Origin of the sequence: Pseudomonas palmensis, from assembly GCF_017848315.1 — a bacterium.
Taxonomy (GTDB): domain Bacteria; phylum Pseudomonadota; class Gammaproteobacteria; order Pseudomonadales; family Pseudomonadaceae; genus Aquipseudomonas; species Aquipseudomonas palmensis.
Map to the genome: position 1 here is coordinate 133,743 of NZ_JAFKEC010000007.1, position 23,089 is coordinate 156,831.

Sequence of the window (23,089 nt, forward strand, 5' to 3'; positions counted from 1 at the left end):
GCCGGAATGCATCGGCGAGTTTTTACTCTTTGCGACGCAGATTCGGGATCATAGCACCGGGCCCTGACCTAAACCACGCAACAAGTGTATGGAATAGAGGTTCCAGAGCCTTTGCCGACACCTGACGAACGGGTCAGCCCAGCGCCAGTTGCAACGCCACCGCAAACATCATCACCGCCACCATCAGGTCCAGCAGGCGCCAGGTGCCAGGCCGGGCCAGCCACGGCGCCAACCAGGCCGCACCCAGCGCCAGGGTGAAGAACCACAGCAGCGAGGCACTGGCCGCACCCGCCACGTAGGCACCCGGCACGCTTTGCTGCGCACCCAGCGAGCCGATCAGCAACACGGTATCCAGGTACACGTGGGGGTTGAGCAGGGTCACCGCCAGGGCACTGAGCAACACCGCGCGACGCGAACGCTGACCCAGGCCCTCGCCCTGCTCCAGGCTCTGGCTGGAGCAGGCGCGGATCAGCGCCTTGCTGCCATACCACAGCAGAAACACCACCCCACCCCAGCGCGCGACCGCCAGCAGGGTCGGGTTCTGCGCCAGCACCGTGGCCAGACCGAACACGCCAAGCGCCACCAGCACCGCATCACAGAACACGCACAGTGCCGCGACCGGCAGGTGGTGCTCACGGCGCAGGCTCTGCGCCAGCACGAAGGCGTTCTGGGTGCCGATGGCCATGATCAGCCCGAAGGCGACCAGCAGGCCGTTGAGGTAGCTTTGCCACATGGGAGGTGCTCCGCGAAGCAGCCACACGGGCTGCCGAAAATACAGGGGGGATCGCTGGCTATTGTGCGGACAGTGGGCGTATAAGAAAAACCAATAAACCTCATCCGGCATTAGGGAAACTGATGTTCGACTACAAGTTGCTTTCCGCCCTGGCGGCGGTGATCGAGCAGGGCGGTTTCGAGCGGGGCGCACAGTTGCTCGGGCTGTCGCAATCGGCCATTTCGCAACGTATCAAGCTGCTGGAGGCGCGCGTCGGCCAGCCGGTGCTGGTACGCGCCGCGCCACCAGCGCCCACCGAGATCGGCAAGCGCCTGCTCAACCATGTACAGCAGGTGCGCCTGCTCGAGCGCGACCTGCAGCATCAGGTGCCGGCGCTGGACGATGGCGGTCAGCCCGAGCGTCTGCGGGTAGCGCTCAACGCCGACAGCCTGGCCACCTGGTGGGCGGCGGCGGTCGGGGCGTTCTGTGCGCAGGAGCGGGTGCTGCTGGAGCTGGTGGTGGAAGACCAGGAGGTGGGCCTCAAGCGCATGCGCGCTGGCGAAGTGGCGGCCTGCCTGTGCGCCAGCGAGCGACCGGTTGCCGGGGCGCGCAGCGAGCTGCTCGGCGCCATGCGCTACCGTGCGCTGGCCAGCCCCGACTTCATGGCGCGCCACTTTCCCCAGGGGGTAGAGGTGGCGCGTCTGGCCCGCACCCCGGCCGTGGTGTTCGGCCCGGACGATTTTCTGCAGCATCGCTACCTGGCGTCGCTGGGTATCGATGGTGCATTCCTGCATCACCTGTGCCCGTCTTCGGAGGGCTTTCTGCGCATGACCGAGGCCGGCGTGGGTTGGGGCCTGGTGCCCGAATTGCAGGCCCAGGCGCAACTGGCCAGCGGGCAACTGGTGGAAATTCTGGCGGATAAGCCGATCGATGTGCCGCTGTACTGGCATCATTGGCGCAATGGCGGGCAATTGCTCGGCCAACTCACCGACCACCTGCGGCGCAGCGCCAGCAGCTGGTTGGTGCCGTGGTCGGGTTTGCCGGCGTCTGCATCATCTGCAAACAAGTAGGCGGAGTGCTTCATGCGAATTCTGGTCACCGGCGCAAGCGGCTTCATTGGCGGGCGCTTTGCACGCTTTGCCCTGGAGCAGGGCATGGAGGTACGGGTCAATGGCCGGCGGGCCGAAGGCGTCGAGCACCTGGTGCGCCGCGGCGCCCAGTTCATTCCGGGGGACCTGGGCGACCCGGAGCTGGCCCGGCGGGTCTGCCAGGGCGTCGAAACCGTGGTGCACTGCGCCGGTGCGGTGGGCAACTGGGGACGCTACCAGGACTTTCACCAGGGCAACGTGGTGGTCACCGAGAACGTGGTGGAGGCGTGCCTGAAGGAACACGTTCGTCGCCTGGTGCACCTGTCCTCGCCGTCGATCTACTGGAACGGGCGCTCGCGCCTGGGGGTGACCGAAGAGCAGGTGCCGCGGCGCCTGCACGATGCCTACGCGACCACCAAGTACCTGGCCGAGCAGAAGGTTTTCGGTGCCCAGGAGTTCGGCCTGGAAGTGCTGGCCCTGCGCCCGCGCTTCGTCACCGGGGCAGGGGATGTGAGCATCTTCCCGCGCCTGCTCAAGATGCAGCAGAAACGCCGTCTGGCGATCATCGGCAACGGCTTGAACAAGGTCGACTTCACCAGCGTGCAGAACCTCAACGAGGCGCTGATCAACGCGGTGCTGGCCGGCAACGACGCGCTCGGGCAGGCCTACAACATCAGCAACGGCCACCCGCTGCCGCTGTGGGACGTGATCAATTACGTGATGCGGCGCATGGACCTGCCCCAGGTCACGCGCTACCGCTCCAGTGGCCTGGCCTACAGCCTGGGCGCGCTGAACGAGGGGGCCTGCCTGCTGTGGCCGGGCCGTCCGCAACCGACCCTGTCGCGCCTGGCGGTGCAGGTGATGAACAAGGATTTCACCCTGGACATCAGCCGCGCCCGCCAGCAACTGGACTACCGCCCGCAGGTCAGCGTGTGGGCGGCGCTGGATGAATTCTGCGGCTGGTGGAAGGCCCAGCACGGCGGCCACTGACTTATACTGGCGCTCATTTGCACTCACGGCGGTTGATCCATGCGCAACGATGCTCACGACGATTTCGATGATGTACCCAGCCTCAAGGCCGGCGGTCGCGATGATGACGACTTTGCCCCGGCGCCAGGTGCACGGGTGGCCGCCGTGCGCGGCAAACCGCGCAAGCCGGCGGCCACCGGGCCGTTGTGGGCGCTGGTGGGCGCTTCGTTCATCGCCCTGGCCGGGCTTGGCTGGTGGAGCTTCCAGCAGATTTCGCTGATGGAGCAGCAACTGGTGGCCACCCAGGAAAGCTTTGCGCGCATCAGTGAAGAAGCTGCCGGGCGCCTGCAGGACATCAGCGGCAAGGTGGCGGCCAGCGAGTCGAGCGTCAGCACCGGCAGCGAGGCACTGAAGCTGCAGATAAAGCAGTTGCAGGCCAGCCTCGCCGAGCAGAGCAAGCAGCAGCAGGGCGTAGCCGGGCAGCAGGGGGACCTGGGCAAGCGGCTGGAGCAGGCCCTGGCGCAGGTTGGCGAGCAGCAGGCAACCAATGCCCAGTTGCAGGCGCAACTCAAGGCCGTGGCCACGGAGCTGGCGGCGGTGAAGGCGGCGCAGGCTGATACCGGCAAGGTCGATGCGCAGCTCAAGAGCCTGTCGACGGAGGTTGCCGCACTGAAGAAACAGGGGGATCCGGGGGCGGCGATCCAGCGCCTGGAGCAGGACCTGATCGTGCTCAAGAGCGAGCAGGAGAATCGCCCGGCGGCGGCTGCCGGGGCGGGTGCCTCGACGGCGGAGTTCGATGCGTTTCGCGGGCAGGTGACCCGCAATATCACCACCTTGCAGAGCCAGGTGCAGAACCTGCAGCGGCAGATCAACGCCAAGCCCTGATCCGCTGTGAACCTATCGCGGGTCAAGCCCGCTCCCACCGGTACAGTGGCTGTCTGCACACCACCGATACCCTTGTGGGAGCGGGCTTGACCCGCGACAGAGCCGACGCTTACATCACCGGGTAATCGATGTACCCGACCGGGCCCTTGGAGTAGAACGTGTCAGGCCGTGGCTCGTTCAGCGGTGCATCCGCTTGCAGCCGTGCCGGCAGGTCGGGGTTGGCAATGAACGGCACGCCGAAGGCCACCGCATCGGCCGTGCCGTTGGCAATGGCAGCATTCGCACTGGCCTTGTCGAAGCGTTCGTTGGCGATGTACGGCCCGCCAAACGCCTCTTTGAGCAACGGCCCGATGCTGTCTTCGGCCACTCGCTCACGCGCACAGATGAAGGCGATGCCACGTTTGCCGAGCTCCCGCGCCACGTAGGTGAACGTCTCGGTCAGGTTGGCATCGCCCATGTCGTGCAGGTCGGCCCGTGGCGACAGGTGCACGCCTACGCGTTGCGCGCCCCACACGTCGATGAGCGCATCGGTCGCTTCCAGCAGCAGCCGTGCACGGTTCTCCAGCGAGCCACCGTACTCGTCGGTGCGCTGGTTGGTGCTGCTCTGCAGGAACTGGTCGATCAGGTAGCCGTTGGCCGCATGCAGCTCCACACCGTCGAAGCCGGCCGCCTTGGCGTTCTCGGCACCGACGCGGTAGGCCTCGATGATGTCGGCGATTTCCTCGGTTTCCAGCGCGCGCGGGGTGACGAATTCGGTGATCGGGCGCACCAGGCTCACATGCCCCTTGGGCTGCACCGCGCTCGGCGCAACCGGCGTTTCGCCGTTCAGGTACAGCGGGTGCGAAATGCGTCCCACGTGCCACAGTTGCAGGAAGATGCGCCCGCCAGCACCGTGCAGCGCTTTGGTCACGTTGGTCCAGCCACGCACCTGGTCGTTGCTCCAGATGCCCGGTGTGTCGGGGTAGCCCACGCCCAGCGGGGTCACCGAGGTGGCCTCGCTGAGAATCAGCCCGGCGCTGGCGCGCTGTACGTAGTACTCGGCCATCAGCGCGTTGGGTACGCGGCCTTCGTCGGCCCGGCAGCGGGTCAGCGGGGCCATGATGATGCGGTTGGGCAACTCGAGGTCGCCAAGGGTGATCGGGTCGAATAGCGTTGTCATGTGCGTGAACCTCGTGGCAATCAGTGAGTGGCAGGTGCCAGGTCGGCGTTGTTGCCGCCCTGGCTGAATGTGATAAGGGTGACAATCAGGGCCAGCACGGCCAGCGCCGCTGCCGCCAGGGGCACGCGGGTCAGGCCCAGGCCCTGGTCGATCACGGTGCCGCCGACCCAGGCGCCCAGCGCATTGCCCAGGTTGAAGGCACCGATGTTCAGGGTCGACACCAGGTTCGGTGCCGCCCTGCCGAAGCTCACCACGTTGACCTGCAGGGCCGGCACGGCGGCGAACGCGGCGGTGGCCCAGAGGAACAGGGTGATCTCGGCCGGAATCAGCGCGGTACTGGTCCAGCTCAGCGCGGTGGAGATGACCGCCATGGCGGCGAACACGCCCATCAGGGTGGCGGCCAGGCGACGATCGGCCAGCTTGCCGCCCAGGATGTTGCCCAGGGTCAGGCCCAGGCCGATCAACAGCAGGGTCCAGGTCACGCCGCGCGGCGACACGCCGGTGACATCACCCAGCAACGGCGCCACATAGGTGAACAGGGCGAACATCGAGGCCGAGAACAGCACGGTCATCGACAGCGACAGCCAGATGCCGGCGCCCTTGAGCGCAGCCAGCTCGGCACGCATGTCGAGTTTCTCTTCGTCGCGCTTGATCGGCAGGAAGCGGATCAGGCCGATCAGCGCGATCACGCCGATCACGGTCACTGCCCAGAACGTCGAGCGCCAGCCGTACACCTGGCCCAGCGCGGTACCCAGTGGCACGCCCAGCACGTTGGCCAGGGTCAGGCCGGTGAACATCAGCGCCACGGCTGAAGCGCGGCGGTTGGCCGGAACCAGGTTGGCCGCCACCACCGAACCGATGCCGAAGAAGGCGCCGTGGCACAGCGCGGTGATCACGCGGGCAAACATCAGCACGTTGTAGTCGGTGGCCAGGGCGCACAGCAGGTTGCCGATGATGAACACCCCCATCAGCGCCACCAGTGCGGCCTTGCGCGGCAGCCGGGCGGTGGCCAGGGCCATGAACGGCGCGCCGATGGCCACGCCCAGCGCGTAGCCGGTCACCAGCCAGCCGGCACCGGGGATCGACACACCCAGGTCGCTTGCCACATCCGGCAGCAGGCCCATGATGACGAACTCGGTGGTACCGATGGCGAAGGCGCTCAGCGCCAGGATCAACAGCGAAAGGGGCATTGCAAGGTCCTTGTCAGAGCTCTTGGCTCATCTGCTGGAGGAAGGCCTGGATGGTTTCCTCGTTGCGTTTGAAGAAGTGCCACTGGCCAATCTTCTGGCTGCTGATCAGCCCCGCGCGCTGCAAGGTGGCCAGGTGGGCCGAGACCGTGGACTGCGACAGGCCGCAGCGTTGGTCGATCTGCCCGGCGCACACACCGTGTTCGGTGCTGTGGTGCTGGTCAGGGAAGCAGGCTTGCGGGTCTTTCAACCAGTTCAGGATTTCTCGCCGTACTGGGTGGGCCAGGGCTTTTATTATTTCGTCGAGATCAAGAGGCATGGGTGGGCTCGTGGTGGGTATAGCGTTATATCGCGATGGGGCGAAATATAAATCGGTATTTCGCGATATACAAATATGATTTGGTTCTGTCGTGCGCATGAATCGCTATATCGGGTTATAACGATATTCAAGCGGGCAAGCGGTGCTAGACTGCGGCCTATGAACTACCTCGCACACCTTCACCTGGGCGGCCAGCAGCCCGAACAACTGCTCGGCAGCCTGTACGGCGACTTCGTCAAGGGGCCGTTGCAGGGGCGCTTTGCCCAGCCGCTGGAAGCCGCCATCCGCCTGCACCGCCAGATCGACGTGTACACCGACAGCCACCCGCGGGTACTGGCGGCGCTGGCGCGTTTTCCGCGTGAGCGGCGCCGTTATGCCGGGATCATCCTCGATGTGTTTTTCGACCACTGCCTGGCGCTGCACTGGCACGACTATGCCCGGCAGCCGCTGAGCCAGTTCACCGGGCGCGTGTACCAGGTGCTGGCGGCCGAGCCCGAGCTGCCCGGGCGCCTGGCGCAGATTGCGCCGTACATGGCGGCGGACGACTGGTTGGGCTCGTACCGCGAGTTCGCGGTGCTTGAACAGGTGTTCAACGGTATCGCCCGGCGCCTGTCACGCCCCGAGGGTATGGCAGGCGCGATGCAGGAGGTACAGGCGCTGTACGGCCCGCTGATGGAAGACTTTCGCCACTTCTACCCCGAACTGCAGGGCTTTGCGGCCGACGCTCAGGCCGCCTTGGCGCGGCGCTGAGGCTGGGCCACCGGCTGGGCGCCGAACAACGCCGTGTGGATCGCCAACTGGGCATTGAACGCCAGTGACGCACGTTCCTGGCCGGCGCTCTGGATGGGTGCCAGCAGGTGGATCTGCACCTCGCCACAGTCGTGGGCAAACAGGCGCAGCAGGTGCGAGAGCAGGTCGTCATCGCCCACGAACGGCGCGATGGGGTCGGGCTTGCCGCCCCGCAGGTAGCGCACGGCCACCGGTTGCACGGGCGTGGCGGTGTCGATTGCGCTGGCCAGCAGGCGCCCGTGGAAGGTGCGCAGGCTGCGCCCGTCGGTGGTGGTGCCTTCGGGGAAGATCAGCACCGGGCAGGCCTGTTGCAGGTGCCGCGCGATCTGCTGGCGCAGCAACTGGCTGTCGCCGCCACCGCGGCGGATGAACAGGGTGCCGGCCTTGAGCGCGAGCCAGCCGGCTACCGGCCACTGGCGCACCTCGGCCTTGGACAGGAACGACATCGGCGCGAGCATGCCCAGCAGCGGAATGTCGGTCCACGACACGTGGTTGCTGACCCACAGCATCGGTTGCTGCGGGCGGTTGCCGATCACCGTGACCTTGAACGGCAAGGCCCGGGCAAGCCGGGCCATGAACAGTTGCGACCAGCGCTGGCGGCGGTCGTCGGGAGTACTCAGGTGCAGGCGCTCGTACAGGCTGAACAGGCTGGCCATGCCCAGCCCGAACAGCACCACCAGCAGCACCCGGACGATTCGCGCATACACGCGCAGGCGTTGCATCACACCGCCGCCTTGAAGTGGCGGGCGTAGCGTGGGCACAGCTCGTCGCGCTTGAGCAGGATGAACACGTCGGCCACCTGGAAGTCTTCGTCCCAGCACGGCTCGCCGCAGATCTTGGCGCCCAGGCGCATGTAGGCCTTGAGCAGCGGCGGCATCTCGGCGATGACGTTGCCGGGCAGTGCCAGGCTGGGCAGCGGGTTCTTCGGTTCGGCGCGCAGGTGCTCGGTGCACAGGTAGCGCTCGCGCAGGCGTTGCATGATCGCGTGGGCCTGCACGCCGCCGTCCTGCATGGGGATGCTGGCGCACCCCATCAGGTAGCTGTAGCGGCCCTCGTTGAGTACCTCGGCAAGCTCGCCCCACAGCACCGCGATGGTGCCGCCGTTGCGGTAGGCCGGGTCGACGCAGGTGCGCCCCAGTTCAAGGATGGGACCCTGCAGATGGCCCAGGCCATGCAGGCTGAACTCCTCTTCGCTGTAGAAGCGCCCCAGGCTGCTGGCGGCCTGGTGGTCGAGCAGGCGGGTGGTGGCCACCAGGTGCCCGCTGTTGAGGTCGCGTACGCCGATGTGCTGGCAGTGGATGTCGTAGTCGTCCATGTCCAGCCCGTGTTCGGCGCCTTTGAGCCTGGCCTTGAATTCGCTGCTGAACACGCGAAAGCGCAATGCCTGGGCTTCGTGCAGCGCGGCGGGGCCGACCAGGCGCTCGGCCTGCAGACGGCGTTCGTTACGGGTGTCGCCAGGGCATGCAGTCAGGGTCATTGCGAGTCTCCATAAGCCAGCCATGGGGTTGCGGCCGGTCGACTATGTTGTGCAAGCTCAGCCTAGGTAGACGCGGTGTCACCCCCATGAAGCTTTGGTGATGCTTGTATGACAGCCCTCAAGGAGCACGCCGATGGCCTGGCTGCAGCGACTCAACGACCCCATTCCGCCCTTGGCAACCGATAACCTGGGCGACACCTACGCCAGCCTGCTGGAGCAGCTCGGCACGGTCAGCCCGTTCGAGCTGGCAGTGCTGGGCGGGCAAGCCATGCCGACCCCGGGGCTGGCGTTTCTGGTGGGCTACCAGGCCGCCTTGCGCGTGCTGTGGCCCAGCGCCCCGGCGGGCCTCGGCGCCCTGTGTGCGAGTGAGCGGCGCAGCGTGCGCGCCGCCGACATGGGCATGCGCCTGGCGCTCGACACGCTGCGCCTGAGCGGCAGCAAGGACTTCGTCACCGCCGGGCCGGACGCCGACTGGCTGCTGGTGGCGGCGCGCTGCGAAGCACCGGGCCAGGCGCCTCGGCTGAGCCTGGCGGTGGTGTACCCGGGGGAGCCCGGTGTGCGCGTGGAGCCCTTGCCGAGCCTGCCGTTGATGCCTGAGGTCGGGCATGCCCGCCTGCACCTTGAACAGGCCCTGTGCGAACGCCTGGCCGGTGACGGCTGGGACGCCTACGTCAAGCCGTTCCGCTCGCTGGAAGACCTGTACGTGCTGAGCGCCCTGAGCGCCTGGCTGTACGGGGTAGGCCGCGCCAATGCCTGGCCGCAGGGGCTTTTGCTGCGCCTGATCGGGCTGCTGGCCGGGTGTGCCGAAGGCAGCCGGCAATGCGCCGATTCGGCGGCGTTCCACCTGTTGCTGGGCGGCCTGTTCGCGCAGTTCTCGCAACTGAGCGGCGAGCTCGACCAGGCGCTGACGAGCACGCCGGGGCCCTGGGCCGAGCTGTGGCAGCGCGACCAGGGCATTCTGCAGATCGCCAGCGCGGCGCGGGCCAGGCGCCTGGCCAAGGCATGGGCCGGCAGCGGGCTGGCCTGAGGTTGCCGGGCTGCCCGCATGGCCACAGGCTGTCGCTTGCTGCCGTGCGGGCAGGCGGGTAATGTTGGCGGCTTTACGCTTTCAGGAACCTGCATGTTCAGCCTGCCCCGAATCGCTCTCGCCCTGCTGGCCCTGGCGAGCCTGCCTGCCCAGGCCAACTGGCACCTGGACGGCGAATCGTCGCGCCTGTCGTTCATCACCAGCAAGAACGGCAACGTGTCCGAGGTGCATCGCTTTCTGGTGCTGCATGGCAAGGTCGATCGCAAGGGTGCGGCCGAGCTGCAGATCGAGATGGACTCGGTCAGCAGCGGCATCCCGCTGCGTGACGAGCGCATGCGCAACGACCTGTTCGAGGTGGCCAAATACCCCGACGCGACCATCCAGGCGCAGATCGACCTGCGTCCGATCAACGACCTGGCCAATGGTGCCCAGGTCGAACTGCGCCTGCCGGTGACCGTCAACCTGCACGGCAAGACCCACAGCTACAACGCGCAGCTGCTCGCCACCCGGCTCGACGAGCGGCGTTTCCAGGTGGTGACCCTGGAGCCGCTGGTACTGAGCGCCGATCACTTCGACCTGCTGCCCGGCCTCAAGACGTTGCAGAAGCTCGCCGGGCTGCAGTCGATCAACCTGTCGGTGCCGGTGGGTGCGGTACTGATCTTCACGGCGCGCTGAAATGGCCGGGCCGGTGTTTCCATGGCGTGCCGGCAACCAGTTCGAACTGCTGATCGACGGCCCGCAGTTCTTCCCGCGCATGCTGCAGACGATCATGGGTGCCGAGCACCAGGTCGACCTGGAGCTGTACCTGGTCGAGGCCGGGGCGTGTGCCGAGGCCATGGTGCAGGCGCTGGTGCAGGCCGCCGAGCGCGGCGTGCGGGTACGCTGCCTGTTCGATGACTACGGCTCGCTGGCCTTTACCTTGAGCCTGCGTCAGCGCCTGCTGGGCGCCGGCGTTGAGTTGCGCTGGTACAACCGCCTGCGTTGGCGCCGGGGGCTGCGCAACCTGTACCGCGACCACCGCAAGCTGCTGCTGGTGGACCAGGCCTGGGCGGTGGTCGGCGGCACCGGGGTCACCGACCAGTTCTGGACACCGGGCGAGCCGGTCAGCGAATGGCACGAGGTGATGGTGCAGATGCAGGGGCCGCTGGTGGCCGACTGGCAGATGCTGTTCGATCGCCAGTGGCGTTCCAACCTGCGCCGCACCGCGTGGCGCCCACCCACCCATTTCGGCCTGGCGCACCTGCCGCGGGTGCCGGTTGCAGGCCCGGGCCTGGGCCGGGTGGCCTATGCCGACGCCCGCCAGCACCGCGACATCCTGCAGTCGCTGGTGCGCGCGCTGATCAGCGGCAAGCGTCGTATCTGGCTGGCCACGCCGTATTTTCTGCCCACCTGGAAGGTGCGCCGGGCTTTGCGCCGCGCGGCCGCGCTGGGCATCGATGTGCGCCTGCTGCTGACCGGCCCGCGTACCGACCATCCTTCGGTACGCTATGCCGGTCATCGCTATTACCCGCGCCTGCTGCGGGCAGGGGTGAAGATATTCGAATACCAGCCATGCTTCCTGCACCTGAAGATGGTGCTGGTGGACGACTGGGTGAGCATTGGCTCATGCAATTTCGACCACTGGAACCTGCGTTTCAACCTTGAGGCCAACGTCGAGGCCATCGACCCGCAACTGACCGCCGACGTGGTGGCGAGCTTCGAGCGCGACTTTGCCCTGAGCCGCCAGGTCGACCTGGACGACTGGCAGGCGCGGCCGCTGTGGCGGCGTGTGAAACAGCGTATCTGGGGCTGGCTGGACCGGGTAGTGGTCAACCTGCTGGACCGGCGCGACTGAGGTTCTTTCGATTTTCCCCCGCATCAGAAGGAGTTGACGAAATGGCAGCGAAAAAGATTCTCATGCTGGTCGGCGATTACGTCGAAGACTATGAAGTGATGGTGCCGTTCCAGGCGCTGCAGATGGTTGGCCACACGGTGCATGCGGTGTGCCCGGGCAAGTCGGCCGGGCAGTCGGTACGTACCGCCATCCATGACTTCGAGGGCGACCAGACCTACAGCGAGAAGCCGGGGCACAACTTTGGCCTGAACTTCGATTTCGCCCAGGTGCGTGCCGAAGACTACGACGCGCTGGTGATTCCGGGCGGGCGTGCGCCGGAGTACCTGCGCCTGAATGAAGAGGTGCTGCAACTGGTGCGCGCCATCGACCAGGCGGGCAAGCCGATTGCGGCGGTGTGCCATGGAGCGCAACTGCTGGCGGCGGCCGGGGTGCTGGAGGGGCGCGAGTGCAGTGCGTACCCGGCGTGTGCGCCGGAGGTGCGCCTGGCGGGTGGGCGTTACGTCGAGATCGAGGTGACGGCGGCGCATGTGCAGGGCAACCTGGCCAGTGCGCCGGCCTGGCCTGCGCACCCGGCGTGGCTGGCGGGGTTCCTGGGGTTGCTGGGTACGCGCATTACCCTCTGAAAGCCTTCGCTGGCGTGCCGGCGAAGAGGCCGGTACAGGCAACAAAAAAGCGGCAAGGGATCACTCCCTTGCCGCTTTCAGCTTTCAGCTTTCAGCTTGTAGCGCTGGCGCTTACTTCACTTCCACTGCCAGGCTTTGCGCGATCTTGCTCTGCCACAGCGCAGGCCCGGTGATGTGCACCGACTCGCCCTTGCTGTCGACCGCAACGGTCACCGGCATATCTTTCACGTCGAACTCGTAGATCGCTTCCATCCCCAGTTCGGCAAATGCCAGCACCTTGGATTTCTTGATCGCCTGAGCCACCAGGTAGGCAGCGCCACCCACGGCCATCAGGTACACGGCCTTGTTGTCCTTGATCGCGTCGATGGCGGTCGGGCCGCGCTCGGACTTGCCGATCATGCCCAGCAGGCCGGTCTGCTCGAGGATCTGACGGGTGAACTTGTCCATCCGCGTTGCGGTGGTCGGGCCTGCCGGGCCAACCACTTCTTCGCGCACCGGATCAACCGGGCCGACGTAGTAGATGAAGCGGCCCTTGAGGTCCACTGGCAGCTCTTCGCCACGGTTGAGCATCTCGACCATGCGCTTGTGCGCGGCGTCGCGGCCGGTCAGCATCTTGCCGTTGAGCAGGATGGTCTCGCCCGGCTTCCAGCTTTGCACGTCTTCCGGGGTCAGGGTGTCGAGGTTGACGCGACGGGCCGACGGGCCGGCTTCCCAGACGATTTCCGGGTAGGCGTCCAGCGACGGTGCTTCCAGCTCTGCAGGGCCGGAACCATCGAGCACGAAGTGCGCGTGACGGGTGGCTGCGCAGTTGGGGATCATGCACACCGGCAGCGAGGCTGCGTGGGTCGGGTAGTCCATGATCTTGACGTCGAGCACGGTGGTCAGGCCGCCCAGGCCCTGGGCGCCGATGCCCAGCTGGTTGACCTTCTCGAACAGTTCCAGGCGGATCTCTTCGATGCGGTTCTGCGGGCCACGGGCCTTGAGCTCGTGGATGTCGATGGACTCCATCAACACTTCCTTGGCCATCACCGCGGCCTTCTCGGCAGTACCGCCGATACCGATGCCGAGCATGCCCGGCGGGCACCAGCCGGCGCCCATGGTCGGAACGGTCTTGAGCACCCAGTCGACGATCGAGTCGGACGGGTTGAGCATGGCCATCTTCGACTTGTTTTCCGAACCGCCGCCCTTGGCCGCGACATCCACCTCGACCTTGTCGCCAGGGACGATCGAGTAGTGGATCACGGCCGGGGTGTTGTCCTTGGTGTTCTTGCGGGCACCTGCCGGGTCGGCCAGGATCGAGGCGCGCAGCACGTTCTCGGGCAGGTTGTAGGCGCGACGCACGCCTTCGTTGATCATGTCGTCCAGGCTCATGGTCGCGCCATCCCAGCGCACGTCCATGCCGACGCGCACGAACACGGTGACGATACCGGTGTCCTGGCAGATCGGCCGGTGGCCGGTGGCGCACATGCGCGAGTTGATCAGGATCTGCGCGATGGAGTCGCGCGCAGCCGGCGACTCTTCACGCAGGTAGGCCTCGTGCATGGCCTGGATGAAATCGACGGGGTGGTAGTACGAAATGAACTGCAGGGCGTCGGCAACGCTCTGAATCAGGTCGTCTTGCTTGATCACGGTCATGCAGCGCGCTCCTCTTAAAGACGGGAACATTCATTAAGGTATCGCGACGTTCACGGGCCGAGGCGTCGCAATGACCTTTCAAGGCGCGCCGACACGCAGTGGCCGACGCAAAAAGGCGCGGCAGTATAGCGCGCATCGCCTGCCGGTACACGCGCCAGTGCGGCCAACCATGGTCGCCTGCTGCCAGGCACTGTTTTTGCGTGGCAATTATTTCGAACACGTCCTACAGTACCGACTGCCCCCCGTCACAACCGCTGCCGCTCGGCTGCCTGGTGAGTCACCCGTGACCGAAACCGCTCTGCAAAAGCTTCTTCTCAAGCGTTTCCTGCTGGCTGCCGGCAGTTACCTGCTGGTGCTGCTGCTGGCCTGGGTCGCCGTGCTGGGCGGGCATGTGCAGGCGCCGGTGCCGGTCATCGGCGCGAGCAGTGTGCTGCTGGTGCTCAACCTGGCGTGGCTGGGCTGGGTGTTTGCCAGTGGCGTCAACCTGCGCTGGCGCGACCCCAGCCTCACGGAGTTCCAGGTGCTGCTGGCAGCGGCCTGGCAAACCTGGCTGCTGGCCAACCTGGACCAGGCCCGTGGCACCTTCCTGGTGCTGTACCCGTTGATCCTGATGTTCGGCCTGTTCCACCTCAACGGCCGTTCGTTCACCCGCTGCGCGCTGGTGGTGCTGTGCAGCTTTCTCGGCCTGAACCTGTGGGAGTGGGGCAACGGGCGCCTGTCGGACCCGGCGCTGGCGGCGTTGCAGGTATGCACGCTGTTCGTGGTGCTGTGCTGGTTGTGCCTGTATGCCCGCTACGTGCAGGCCTCGCGCCAGCGCATGCGCCAGCGCCGCATCGCCCTGCAGGCGCACCAGGACACCCTGCGCGGCATGATGGGGCAACTGGAGGAACTGGTGGCCACCGACGAGTTGACCGGCCTGTTCAACCGCCGGCATTTTCTGCGCCTGGCCAGCGATGCCCTGGCCAGCATGCCCATGGGGAGCCGGCATGGTCTGGCGCTGATCGACCTGGACCATTTCAAGCGCATCAACGACGCCCACGGGCATGCGGTCGGCGACCGGGTACTGCAGGCTTTTGCCCAGGTTGCCAGCGAGCACCTGTGCGACGCTGCGGTGCTGGCCCGCTATGGCGGCGAGGAGTTCGTGCTGTTGTTGCCCGATTGCACGGCCCAGGCCCTGGAACATTGCTGCGAGCGTCTGCGTCAGGCCTTTGGTGCGTTGCCCTCGGCGGCGATGCAGGGGCAGGTGGGGCCCTTGAGCCTGTCGGTCGGCATGACCCTGCTGACAGCCGAGGATGACCTGGACAATGCATTGCACCGTGCCGACCAGGCGCTGTACCGCGCCAAGCGCAGCGGCCGAAATCGCTGTGTGCCGGCCTGGGAGGTGGTGGATGCCTGAGTTGTGCGTAGGTGAGCGCAGTTGGCAGGTGGCCGAGGGCAGCAACCTGCTGGATGCGCTGAACGAGGCTGGCGTGGGCGTGCCCTACAGCTGCCGGGCGGGGAGCTGCCATGCTTGCCTGGTGCGCTGTCTGGCGGGTGTGCCGGGCGATGCCAGGCCCGATGCGCTGAGCGAAGGCAAGCGCCTGGAGGGCTGGCGGCTGGCCTGCCAGTGCCGGGTCGAGAGTGACCTGCAGGTAGCGGTGTTCGACCCGGTGCGCGATGGGGCGCCGGCGCGGGTCGTCGCGCTGGACTGGCTGGGGGCGCAGGTGCTGCGCCTGCGCCTGCAACCGGACAGGCCGTTGCGGTATCAGGCGGGGCAGCATCTGGTGCTGTGGAGCGTGCATGGTGTTGCGCGACCGTATTCGCTGGCCAGCGTGCCGGGCGAGGATGAATGGCTCGAATTTCACCTGGATTGTCGGCATGCCGGGGCGTTCTGCAGCGCGGCGCGGGGGTTGCAGGTGGGCGACCTGGTGCGCCTGGGGGAGTTGCGCGGTGGCGCGCTGCATTACGATCCGGACTGGCAGGCCCGGCCGTTGTGGCTGCTGGCGGCGGGTTCCGGGCTGGCGCCACTGTGGGGGATTGTGCGCGAGGCGCTGCGTCAGGAGCATCAGGGGGCGATCAGGGTGGTGCATGTGGCGAGCGAGGCGGGTGGGCATTACCTGCAGCGAGAGCTGGATGACCTGGCGCGGCGGTACCCGCAGGTGGAGGTGCAGTTGCTGATACCGGAGGAGTTGGGGCCGATGCGTCTGGCATCGCGTCAGACGATTGCGCTGGCTTGTGGCTCTGCGTCGAGTGTGGAGCGGTTTGCGCGTGGGATGTTTCTGGCGGGGTTGCCGCGTAATCAGCTGTTTGCGGATGTATTCGTGGGGCATGCCTGAGCTCCTATTCCCATAAGGAGGTACTGCAGGCTCCTGCGGCGTTTGCGCTGGCCTTGGCTCTGGCTCTGGCTCTGGCTCTGGCTCTGGCTCTTGATCTTGATCTTGATCTTGATCTTGATCTTGATCTTGATCTTGATCTTGATCTTGATCTGCTTTTGATTTTGATCTTCCGTCCCCCAGAAGGCCGAGTGGAGGTGTCGTGCAGGGGGCGGGGCGAAGCCCCTTCGGCGTTAGCCGAAGCGAGCGACTGTTAGAGTTGCTTGCAACTCGGGTCGCGTGCCCCCGGAGCGGCGCCGGAGGGAGGGGACCCGTAGCGAAGCGTAGGGCCTGATGATGGACGGAGCGGTTTTGCTTACTTTTTCCAAGAAAAAAGTAAGCCGCTGTAAGAGCGGAAGGGGCCCTCGGCGTCTGTATTCATGTTGGATATGCTTGCTGTCATTGGAACCACTGATCCAGAGTCGAGAGATTATCCAGCCTGGATGGCGACTCCACTCGGCCTTCTGAAGGGCCGGCAGATCAAAGCCAGCTCAAGATCACCGGCACCGGCGTATCGCACCCATAAAAAAGCCCCGCCATCAAGGCGGGGCTCTAGTGACAACCGGTCAGCTTCAGACCAACGGATCACCGACATGCAGAATCTTCATGCCATTGGTGCCACCGATGGTGTGGTAGCTGTCACCCTTGGTCAGGATGACCCAGTCACCTTGCTCGACCACGCCACGCTTGAGCAGCTCGTCCACCGCCGCCTGGCTGACTTGCTCCGGCGCCAGCGCCGCAGGGTCGAACGGTACGGTGTACACGCCACGGAACATCGCAACCCGCGCCTGGGTCTCGCGGTGCGGCGAGAAGGCGAAGATCGGGATCGACGAACGAATACGCGACATGATCAGCGGGGTGTAGCCACTCTCGGTCAAGGCAATGATCGCCTTCACACCCGGGAAGTGGTTGGCGGTGTACATGGCCGCCAGCGCGATGCTCTCGTCGCAACGGCTGAACTGCGTGCCCATGCGGTGGCTGGAGGTCTTGCTGGTAGGGTGCTTCTCGGCGCCCAGGCAGATCCGCGCCATGGCCTGTACCGCCTCGAGCGGGTAGGCACCGGCAGCACTCTCGGCCGACAGCATTACCGCGTCGGTGTAGTCGAGCACGGCGTTGGCCACGTCGGACACTTCGGCACGGGTCGGCATCGGGTTCTGGATCATCGACTCCATCATCTGGGTCGCGGTGATCACCGCCTTGTTGTGGCGGCGTGCATGCAGAATGATCTTCTTCTGGATGCCCACCAGCTCGGCGTCGCCGATTTCCACACCCAGGTCACCACGGGCCACCATCACTGCATCACTGGCGCGAATCAGGCCGTCGAGGGTCTCGTCGTCGGCCACGGCTTCGGCACGTTCGATCTTGGCCACCAGCCAGGCCGTACCACCGGACTCGTCACGCAGGCGACGGGCGTATTCCATGTCGCTGGCATCACGGGGGAACGACACGGCCAGGTAGTCCAGGTCCATCTCGGCCGCCAGCTTGATATCGGCCTTGTCTTTCTCGGTCAGGGCCGGGGCGGTCAGGCCGCCGCCGCGACGGTTGATGCCCTTGTGGTCCGACAGCGGGCCGCCGATCAGCACCACGCAGTGCAGGGCGTCGGCGCTGGCGGTTTCGACGCGCATGACCACGCGGCCGTCGTCGAGCAGCAGTTCGTCACCCACGCCGCAGTCCTTTACCAGGTCCGGGTAGTCGATGCCGACGATATCCTGGGTGCCTTCGGTGAGCGGGTGAGCCGTGGAGAAGGTGAAGCGGTCGCCGACCTTGAGTTCGATTCGCTTGTTGGCAAACTTGGCAATGCGGATCTTCGGCCCTTGCAGGTCGCCCAGCAGCGCGACGTGGCGGCCATGCTTGGCAGCGATGTCACGGATCATGCGGGCGCGAGCCTTGTGCTCGTCCGGGGTGCCGTGCGAGAAGTTCAAGCGAGCGACGTCCAGACCCGCAAGGATCAGTTGCTCGATAACTTCCGGCGAGTTGCTGGCGGGGCCAAGGGTGGCGACAATTTTGGTGCGGCGGATGGTCATGCACAGACTCCTGTAGTGAAGCGCAGCGAAAGGCTACTCCGGAAAATCGCTGTAGTCATTGTTCCTTTGCACTACCTTGGTGGGAGGAGGAGGGGCGCTTGAACGAGTGGCAAGCGGCAAGCGCAATGCAGTCCGCTTGCCGCTGTTCCTCCTATAGCTTTCAAGGAAAGCGCCGATACACTGCTCAGTAGAGGAGACCCCCCATGCGAGCCTTGATCGTATTAGCCCTGGCGACCAGTGTCGTCGGTTGCACCCGCTGGTCGATGGACCATCACCTGAACAATGCCTACCGCGCCTATGATCGCGGCAACTGCGAGCAGGTCATGCTCGAGCTGTCGCAGGTCGACCGCACCAGCCGTGCGCGCCCGTTCATCCACCCCGAGGCGTCGATGCTGCGCGGTCAGTGCCTGGAGCGCCAGAAGCTCTATGTGGATGCGGCGCAGACCTACCAGTACATCATCACCCAGTACCCGCGCAACGAGTACGCCTACCGTGCCCGCGCCCGCCTGCAGACCCTCGAGCAGCTTGGCCACTATCGCCCCAATGGCGAGCCGGCCATCGCCCGTCCGGCCAGCAGCACCCCCTGGCGTTGATGGCCGCGCAACGACGTCGATACTGACGTTAATACTAAAGTGCGCGGGTCCGAATGTGACGGGGCAGTCAGGTTGCGCTAGGCTTGTGAGGTACATGCGGTACACCAGAACGATCCAGCGCGACCCTGCTCAAGGGTCTTCGACAGCGACTCCTATCATGTTTACCGAACGTCGAATCGAGCGTCACCTGCTCCCGTATTACCTCAAGGTCTTCAACCGGTTTACCGGGTTGCCCATCGGTTATCTGGGCAATGTGTCCGAAGACGGCCTGATGCTGATCAGCGACCTGCCACTGCTGGTGGGCCCCGATTTCGAACTGCAGCTCAAGGTGCCCGGGCGCGCCGGTGCGCTGCACGTGATCAACCTCACCGCCAGCTGCCTGTGGTGCCACGAAGACGAGAACCCGGGGCACTACGATTCCGGCTTCATGCTGCTGCAGGCCCCTCGCGAATACGACGAGCTGGTGTCGTCGCTGCGCAACTATTTCAGCTTCCACCCGTTGAGTGCGTCGGCCTGAGGTAGACTCCCGGCAGATTTTCTGTTCAGGACGACGCCGTGAGCTCCAGCATTTTCTGGCACGACTATGAAACCACCGGTATCAACCCGCGCAGCGACCGGCCCCTGCAGGTGGCAGGGGTGCGCACCGATCTGGACCTCAACGAGATCGAGCCGCCGGTCAACCTCTTCTGCCAACCCGCCGACGATATTCTGCCGCACCCTGCGGCGTGCCTGATAACCGGCATTACCCCGGCGCAGCTGGCCACCCAGGGCCTGTGCGAAGCCGAGTTCATGACCCGGGTGCACGCCGAGCTGGCGCGCCCGGGTACTTGCGGGGCCGGCTACAACTCGCTGCGTTTCGACGACGAAGTGACGCGTTACAGCCTGTATCGCAACTTTTTCGACCCCTATGCCCGCGAGTGGCAGGGCGGCAACAGCCGCTGGGACCTTATCGATGTGGTGCGCACTGCCTACGCCCTGCGCCCCGATGGCATCCAGTGGCCGCAGCGCGACGGCCAGGTGAGCCTGAAGCTGGAGTTGCTGACGGCGGCCAATGGCATCGATCACGGGCAGGCGCACGAGGCGCTTGCGGATGTGCGTGCCACGTTGGCAATGGCGCGCTTGATCCGCGAGAAGCAACCCAGGCTGTATGCATGGTTGTTCCAGTTGCGCAGCAAGCAGAAAGTCCTCGATCAAGTGCGTTTGTTGCAACCGCTTGTCCATATTTCCGGACGCTTTTCTGCGGCACGTAATTATCTTGGCGTGGTGCTGCCCCTGGCCTGGCATCCACGCAATCGCAATGCGCTGATTGTGTGCGACTTGCATCAGGATATCGCCCCATTGCTGACGGAAGATGCCGAAGTGTTGCGTCAGCGTCTGTACACCCGACGCGAGGAAATGTCCGAGGGACAATTGCCGGTACCGTTGAAATTAATTCAGATCAATCGCTGCCCGGTGGTCGCGCCCTTGAGTGTATTGCGCGGTGAAGATCAGCAACGCCTTGGCCTGGATATGACGTTGTATCAACAGCGCGCCGAGCAGTTGAGTGCCGCCCAGGCCGTGTGGCAGAACAAGTTGAGCGCTATTTATGACAGTCAGGAATTCGCCCCGAGCGAAGACCCCGAGCAACAGCTGTATGACGGATTTATCGGTGATCGCGACCGACGCCTGTGTGAACAAGTAAGAACCGTGGAGCCCGAGCAATTAGCCACGGGTCAGTGGATGTTCGACGATGCACGATTGCCGGAGTTGCTGTTTCGCTACCGTGCGCGCAATTTTCCGCAGACCTTGGATGCACAGGAGCGCCAGCGTTGGCTCGGGTTCTGCCAGCAGCGCCTGAGCGACCCGGCAATGGGCGCTCCGAATACCCTTGAAGGCTTCGAGCAGGCATTGCAGAGCGCCTGGCTGGATGCCGATGCCACGCAGCGCGAGTTGCTGGCGCAATGGCGAGCCCATGCCATGAACTTGCGCGAACGGTTTGCCCTGCAGTAATTGCAGGCAATAAAAAACGCCAGCATGCTGGCGTTTTGGGCTGACCTGTAACCGGGTTACAGTGTCCAGCGATTAACCGAGCAGGGTCGCCCAGCCTTCTACTACGTCACCACCCCACTTGGCTTTCCACTCTTTGAGTGTCTTGTGGTTGCCACCTTTGGTTTCGATGACTTCGCCATTGTGCGGGTTCTTGTATTGCTTGACCTTGCGTGCACGCTTGGTGCCGGTGGTTTTAACCGGGCCGCGAGGGGCCTTGTTCAGTTTGGCCTCAGGGTCCAGCAGAGCAATAATGTCGCGCAGCGACTTGGAGTACTCGCCCATCAGCTCGCGCAGTTTGGCTTCAAACTCCAGCTCGGTTTTCAGCTTGTTGTCTTCGGACAGGTTCTTCAGGCGGGCTTGCAGTTCTTTGATGGCTTCTTCGGTAGCGCGGTATTCGTTGATCAGGGACATGAGGTATTCCTTGGAGGGAAGGGACGCAGGACAGCGGTGCAGCAATAATAGTCAGACACTTAATACAAGTAAACATTAAACCGCCGTCATTGCGGAATACCTTCATAATTGAAAGGGTATTGTGACGAGATACTCCCAATTATCCGCTTCAATTGTTAAATAACTTTAATGTGCCCTTGACGAGGTGCAAGCCCAGGCTGGCTGCGGTGTGAGGTTGTGATACACGGTATGCAATCACTACTGCAGTTTTTCCGGGCAGTCGTTAGAATACGCGCCTTTGCGAACTCTGGAGCCCCTCTCATGCGCACCTATCGGCTGGTGATCGCTTGCCCCGACCGTGTCGGCATCGTCGCCAAAGTCAGTAATTTTCTGGCGTCCCATAACGGCTGGATCACCGAAGCGAGCCATCATTCCGATGACCTGAGCGGCTGGTTCTTCATGCGTCACGAAATCCGTGCCGATACCCTGCCTTTCGGCATCGAGGCGCTGCGCGAAGCGTTCGCGCCGATTGCCGAAGAGTTTTCGATGGTGTGGCGCATTACCGACACCGACCAGAAGAAACGCGTGGTGCTGATGGCCAGCCGCGAGTCCCATTGCCTGGCCGACCTGCTGCACCGCTGGCACAGCAACGAGCTGGACTGCGATATCCCGTGCGTGATCTCCAACCACAACGACCTGCGTAGCATGGTCGAGTGGCACGGCATTCCGTTCTACCACGTACCGGTCGACCCGCAGAACAAGCAGCCGGCATTTGCCGAGGTGTCGCGCCTGGTCAAGGAGCATGCCGCCGACGTGGTGGTGCTGGCGCGCTACATGCAGATCCTGCCGCCACAGCTGTGCCAGGAATACGCCCAGCAGGTGATCAACATTCACCACAGCTTCCTGCCGTCGTTCGTGGGGGCCAAGCCGTATCACCAGGCGTCGATGCGAGGCGTGAAGCTGATCGGCGCCACCTGCCACTACGTGACCGAAGAGCTGGATGCCGGCCCGATCATCGAGCAGGACGTGGTGCGTGTGAGCCACAGCGACAGCATCGAGGACATGGTGCGTTTCGGTCGCGACGTCGAGAAGATGGTGCTGGCCCGCGGCCTGCGCTATCACCTGGAAGACCGCGTGCTGGTGCACGGCAACAAGACGGTGGTGTTCTAGGACCGCACCGGCCCTTCGCCAGCCTTGCTGGCGAAGGGCACAACGCGTGTCTACCGCCGTGCCAGGCGCAACCGCTCCAGCAGCGGCTTGCCCAGCAGGCAGACGAACACCGGGCCGCCCACCACCAGATAGAAGTAGTACGTCACCACCCGCCATATCAGAATCGCCGCTGCCGCGGTCGACTTGCCCACCATGGGCGTCAGCAGCGTCGCCGAGGTCAACTCCGCCGCGCCAGCCCCGCCGGGCAAGAGGCTGAACTGGCCGGCACTCAGGGCGAGCATCTGCACCAGAAAGCTCGACACCCACTGCAGGTCTGTCCCCAGCCCGCGCAACACCAGGTACAGCACGCTGTAGCGCAGCGCCCAGTGCAGGCAGGTGAGCCCGAACACCAGCGCCAGTACCCGCTTGGGCAGGCGCCAGGTGGCGGCAAACGCGCGAAAGAAGTGCAGCACCTTGCGCGCCCAGCGTCGGCACGTGGCGTCACGTACCTTCAACCGCCGCAGCAGCCGGCCCATCGCACGCATCAACCCGCGGCGCCAGCGCAGTATCGCCAGCCCCGCCAGCAGGCCGGCGAACATCATCAGCGCACTGGCCAGCAGCATGCCCTGCATGCTTGCGCTGAAGCGGTGGAACAGCATGTAGATGACAATCCCGAACATAGCGCACAGGAAGAACACCAGGTCATTGAGCTGGTCCATGGCGAACACCGCGCTGCTCTGGGCCGGGCGCACCCGGTGCCTGGCCAGCAGGGCCACCAGCGCCAATGGCCCGCCGCTGCCGCCGGGGGTGGAGCAGATGGCGAACTCGGTGGCCATGACCACCCCCAGGC

At 65.0% G+C, this 23,089-nt stretch carries 24 protein-coding genes; 14 read left to right on the forward strand and 10 right to left on the reverse strand.

What is annotated here, in order from left to right:
* Positions 1 to 133 precede the first annotated feature (133 nt).
* On the reverse strand, positions 134 to 733 hold the full coding sequence (locus JZZ72_RS06800) for a LysE/ArgO family amino acid transporter (RefSeq protein ID WP_043862105.1): 600 nt from the start codon (positions 731 to 733) through the stop codon (positions 134 to 136).
* 122 nt (positions 734 to 855) lie between these two features.
* Here JZZ72_RS06800 and JZZ72_RS06805 point away from each other — a divergent pair, with 122 nt between their 5' ends.
* From JZZ72_RS06805 to JZZ72_RS06815, 3 genes are read left to right on the forward strand one after another with little or no spacing between them, the layout of a single operon-like run.
* A complete protein-coding gene (locus JZZ72_RS06805) occupies positions 856 to 1,782 on the forward strand; it encodes a LysR family transcriptional regulator ArgP (RefSeq protein ID WP_058540891.1) in 927 nt (308 codons plus the stop codon).
* Positions 1,783 to 1,794: 12 nt separating this feature from the next.
* Complete coding sequence (locus JZZ72_RS06810; protein ID WP_210014207.1) at positions 1,795 to 2,790, forward strand: NAD-dependent epimerase/dehydratase family protein; 996 nt, start codon at positions 1,795 to 1,797, stop codon at positions 2,788 to 2,790.
* Between the two features lie 39 nt (positions 2,791 to 2,829).
* On the forward strand, positions 2,830 to 3,654 hold the full coding sequence (locus JZZ72_RS06815; protein WP_210014208.1) for a coiled-coil domain-containing protein: 825 nt from the start codon (positions 2,830 to 2,832) through the stop codon (positions 3,652 to 3,654).
* Between the two features lie 109 nt (positions 3,655 to 3,763).
* On the opposite strand, the gene JZZ72_RS06820 is transcribed toward JZZ72_RS06815, so the two are convergent.
* The 3 genes from JZZ72_RS06820 to JZZ72_RS06830 are packed head-to-tail and all read right to left on the reverse strand — an operon-like array spanning position 3,764 to position 6,319.
* Positions 3,764 to 4,813 (reverse strand): alkene reductase, encoded by a 1,050-nt coding sequence (locus JZZ72_RS06820; protein ID WP_043862109.1) that lies wholly within the window; start codon positions 4,811 to 4,813, stop codon positions 3,764 to 3,766.
* A 20-nt stretch (positions 4,814 to 4,833) separates the two neighbouring features.
* The gene (locus JZZ72_RS06825; RefSeq protein ID WP_210014209.1) at positions 4,834 to 6,003 is read right to left on the reverse strand and encodes an MFS transporter; all 1,170 of its coding nucleotides are present in this window, start codon (positions 6,001 to 6,003) and stop codon (positions 4,834 to 4,836) included.
* A 13-nt stretch (positions 6,004 to 6,016) separates the two neighbouring features.
* Positions 6,017 to 6,319 carry an ArsR/SmtB family transcription factor gene (locus JZZ72_RS06830; protein ID WP_043862111.1) on the reverse strand — a complete coding sequence of 101 codons (303 nt, stop codon included), beginning with the start codon at positions 6,317 to 6,319 and terminating at the stop codon, positions 6,017 to 6,019.
* 159 nt (positions 6,320 to 6,478) lie between these two features.
* On the opposite strand from JZZ72_RS06830, the gene JZZ72_RS06835 reads away from it, so the two are divergent.
* On the forward strand, positions 6,479 to 7,069 hold the full coding sequence (locus JZZ72_RS06835; protein WP_043862112.1) for an acyl carrier protein phosphodiesterase: 591 nt from the start codon (positions 6,479 to 6,481) through the stop codon (positions 7,067 to 7,069).
* Here the strand turns inward: JZZ72_RS06835 and JZZ72_RS06840 are convergent.
* Positions 7,045 to 7,830 (reverse strand): lysophospholipid acyltransferase family protein, encoded by a 786-nt coding sequence (locus JZZ72_RS06840; RefSeq protein WP_196932593.1) that lies wholly within the window; start codon positions 7,828 to 7,830, stop codon positions 7,045 to 7,047. The two genes, JZZ72_RS06835 and JZZ72_RS06840, sit on opposite strands and share 25 nt — an antisense overlap.
* Positions 7,830 to 8,585: an L-ornithine N(alpha)-acyltransferase gene (gene olsB / locus JZZ72_RS06845; protein WP_043862114.1), complete on the reverse strand. Its 756-nt coding sequence runs from the start codon at positions 8,583 to 8,585 to the stop codon at positions 7,830 to 7,832. Before olsB ends, JZZ72_RS06840 begins: the two co-directional genes overlap by 1 nt.
* A 133-nt stretch (positions 8,586 to 8,718) precedes the next feature.
* Between olsB and JZZ72_RS06850 the strand changes: the two genes are divergently transcribed.
* The 4 genes from JZZ72_RS06850 (at position 8,719) to JZZ72_RS06865 (ending at position 12,069) form a co-directional block, all read left to right on the forward strand.
* Positions 8,719 to 9,612, forward strand: coding sequence for an acyl-CoA dehydrogenase middle domain-containing protein (locus JZZ72_RS06850; RefSeq protein ID WP_210014210.1), 894 nt, complete (start codon positions 8,719 to 8,721; stop codon positions 9,610 to 9,612).
* A gap of 93 nt (positions 9,613 to 9,705) precedes the next feature.
* Positions 9,706 to 10,287: a YceI family protein gene (locus JZZ72_RS06855; protein WP_043862116.1), complete on the forward strand. Its 582-nt coding sequence runs from the start codon at positions 9,706 to 9,708 to the stop codon at positions 10,285 to 10,287.
* Position 10,288: 1 nt separating this feature from the next.
* Positions 10,289 to 11,446: a phospholipase D-like domain-containing protein gene (locus JZZ72_RS06860; RefSeq protein WP_054914815.1), complete on the forward strand. Its 1,158-nt coding sequence runs from the start codon at positions 10,289 to 10,291 to the stop codon at positions 11,444 to 11,446.
* 41 nt (positions 11,447 to 11,487) lie between these two features.
* A complete protein-coding gene (locus JZZ72_RS06865; protein WP_043862118.1) occupies positions 11,488 to 12,069 on the forward strand; it encodes a DJ-1/PfpI family protein in 582 nt (193 codons plus the stop codon).
* A gap of 111 nt (positions 12,070 to 12,180) precedes the next feature.
* On the opposite strand, the gene JZZ72_RS06870 is transcribed toward JZZ72_RS06865, so the two are convergent.
* Positions 12,181 to 13,704 carry a fumarate hydratase gene (locus JZZ72_RS06870; RefSeq protein ID WP_088515529.1) on the reverse strand — a complete coding sequence of 508 codons (1,524 nt, stop codon included), beginning with the start codon at positions 13,702 to 13,704 and terminating at the stop codon, positions 12,181 to 12,183.
* Positions 13,705 to 13,987: 283 nt separating this feature from the next.
* On the opposite strand from JZZ72_RS06870, the gene JZZ72_RS06875 reads away from it, so the two are divergent.
* Both JZZ72_RS06875 and JZZ72_RS06880 read left to right on the forward strand, forming a co-directional pair.
* On the forward strand, positions 13,988 to 15,100 hold the full coding sequence (locus JZZ72_RS06875) for a GGDEF domain-containing protein (RefSeq protein WP_054914813.1): 1,113 nt from the start codon (positions 13,988 to 13,990) through the stop codon (positions 15,098 to 15,100).
* A complete protein-coding gene (locus JZZ72_RS06880; RefSeq protein WP_210014211.1) occupies positions 15,093 to 16,019 on the forward strand; it encodes an iron-sulfur-binding ferredoxin reductase in 927 nt (308 codons plus the stop codon). Before JZZ72_RS06875 ends, JZZ72_RS06880 begins: the two co-directional genes overlap by 8 nt.
* A 608-nt stretch (positions 16,020 to 16,627) precedes the next feature.
* Here JZZ72_RS06880 and pyk read toward each other — a convergent pair.
* Positions 16,628 to 18,079, reverse strand: coding sequence for a pyruvate kinase (pyk, locus tag JZZ72_RS06885; RefSeq protein WP_043862122.1), 1,452 nt, complete (start codon positions 18,077 to 18,079; stop codon positions 16,628 to 16,630).
* Between the two features lie 203 nt (positions 18,080 to 18,282).
* Between pyk and JZZ72_RS06890 the strand changes: the two genes are divergently transcribed.
* The 3 genes from JZZ72_RS06890 (at position 18,283) to sbcB (ending at position 20,661) form a co-directional block, all read left to right on the forward strand.
* Positions 18,283 to 18,672 carry a tetratricopeptide repeat protein gene (locus JZZ72_RS06890; protein ID WP_043862123.1) on the forward strand — a complete coding sequence of 130 codons (390 nt, stop codon included), beginning with the start codon at positions 18,283 to 18,285 and terminating at the stop codon, positions 18,670 to 18,672.
* 157 nt (positions 18,673 to 18,829) lie between these two features.
* Positions 18,830 to 19,189 (forward strand): PilZ domain-containing protein, encoded by a 360-nt coding sequence (locus JZZ72_RS06895; RefSeq protein ID WP_043862124.1) that lies wholly within the window; start codon positions 18,830 to 18,832, stop codon positions 19,187 to 19,189.
* 38 nt (positions 19,190 to 19,227) lie between these two features.
* A complete protein-coding gene (gene sbcB / locus JZZ72_RS06900; protein ID WP_043862125.1) occupies positions 19,228 to 20,661 on the forward strand; it encodes an exodeoxyribonuclease I in 1,434 nt (477 codons plus the stop codon).
* Between the two features lie 72 nt (positions 20,662 to 20,733).
* Here sbcB and mvaT read toward each other — a convergent pair whose 3' ends face one another.
* Positions 20,734 to 21,111 carry a histone-like nucleoid-structuring protein MvaT gene (gene mvaT, locus JZZ72_RS06905; RefSeq protein ID WP_043862126.1) on the reverse strand — a complete coding sequence of 126 codons (378 nt, stop codon included), beginning with the start codon at positions 21,109 to 21,111 and terminating at the stop codon, positions 20,734 to 20,736.
* Positions 21,112 to 21,411: 300 nt separating this feature from the next.
* Here mvaT and purU point away from each other — a divergent pair, with 300 nt between their 5' ends.
* Positions 21,412 to 22,260: a formyltetrahydrofolate deformylase gene (gene purU, locus JZZ72_RS06910; RefSeq protein ID WP_043862127.1), complete on the forward strand. Its 849-nt coding sequence runs from the start codon at positions 21,412 to 21,414 to the stop codon at positions 22,258 to 22,260.
* Positions 22,261 to 22,310: 50 nt separating this feature from the next.
* On the opposite strand, the gene JZZ72_RS06915 is transcribed toward purU, so the two are convergent.
* A partial coding sequence (locus JZZ72_RS06915) for a lysylphosphatidylglycerol synthase transmembrane domain-containing protein (RefSeq protein WP_210014212.1) occupies positions 22,311 to 23,089 on the reverse strand: 779 nt, incomplete at its 5' end.